General features: G+C 61.6%; 1 protein-coding gene. It reads right to left on the bottom strand.

The window, feature by feature from the left end; genetic code table 11:
- Positions 1 to 347 (bottom strand): hypothetical protein (locus EN861_RS34405; RefSeq protein WP_135928215.1); only part of this gene is annotated, 347 nt, incomplete at its 3' end.
- Positions 348 to 388 lie beyond the last annotated feature (41 nt).

Here is a 388-nt window from a genome sequence, read left to right as displayed (position 1 = left end):
GCGCCGTTGCGCGCGATCGATACATATTCGCCGGTCACGAACCGCTCGTCGCCGAGATGAAAGCCTATTTCGTCGTCGCGATCGCCTTCGGCGTGGTCGAAATACCATTGTCCGCCGGGCTTGCGCCTCAGTCTCCCGATCAGATCTTCCTCGCCCGTGCGAAACCGGCGTACGCGACAGGAGGCCCTGTGCGACTTCCACTCTTGCGCGTCGATCCGGCCTTCGCCGGTCAATGGAGCGAGCACGTCATAGCCCTCTTCGCGGTCGCCTTCCGGATGACCTTTCTCGCGGGCGAGCAGCAGCCGCACATTGCGGAATTTCGGGGTGAGGTCCTTCAGAGTGGTCATAGCGAACTCCTTTCACGGAGTTCATAGGCCGGTAGCTCGAT

The sequence above is a fragment of the Mesorhizobium sp. M8A.F.Ca.ET.218.01.1.1 genome (assembly GCF_004791165.1).
Classification (GTDB): Bacteria; Pseudomonadota; Alphaproteobacteria; order Rhizobiales; family Rhizobiaceae; genus Mesorhizobium.
The sequence above is the reverse complement of the archived record's forward strand: the minus strand, read 5'-3'. Positions and strand labels throughout refer to the sequence as shown.